Origin of the sequence: Chryseobacterium pennae (assembly GCF_003385515.1) — a bacterium.
Classification (GTDB): Bacteria; Bacteroidota; Bacteroidia; order Flavobacteriales; family Weeksellaceae; genus Chryseobacterium; species Chryseobacterium pennae.
Genome location: NZ_QNVT01000080.1, coordinates 1 through 490, shown reverse-complemented (window position 1 = coordinate 490; position 490 = coordinate 1). Strand labels below are relative to the sequence as shown.

General features: G+C 34.5%; 1 protein-coding gene. It reads left to right on the top strand.

Annotation, left to right across the window (positions count from 1 at the left end):
• On the top strand, window positions 1-397 hold a 397-nt coding region (locus DRF65_RS28210; protein WP_165852333.1), incomplete at its 5' end, for an IS110 family transposase.
• Window positions 398-490 lie beyond the last annotated feature (93 nt).

The window sequence follows — 490 nt, the reverse complement described above, 5'->3', positions numbered from 1 at the left end:
ATTTAAAGTTAGTAATACAGTTGAAGGTATAGAAGAAATGATAGCCTTAGCTTGCTGTTCTGGACAGGATTTCAGCCATCAATATTGTTTTGAAAATACAGGAAACTATGGACTTCTTTTAGCTAGTTTGTTGGAAGAAAGGCAACTTCTCTATTATCAGGTTCCGGCTTTGGAAATAAAGCTGAGTCAGGGTATTCAAAGAGGAAAGAATGACAAGGTTGATGCCTGGAGAATAGCCCGATATGCAAAAATGCATGAGCAGGAACTTATCCCTTCTGCACTTTCTGAAGAAGTGCTTTTTACAATAAAAAATTTTCTTACTTACAGAAATTTTCTAATAAAAGTAAGGACTCAGTTTAAGAACGAAAAAAAGGCTTTTTATCAGGTGAGTAAATAGCTGATGTAAGCTATGAAATGGAGGAAATAATCCAGCAAATAAAAGCTTTGGATGATAAAATTGCCTCGGTAGAAGAGAAAATAAAACAACAGA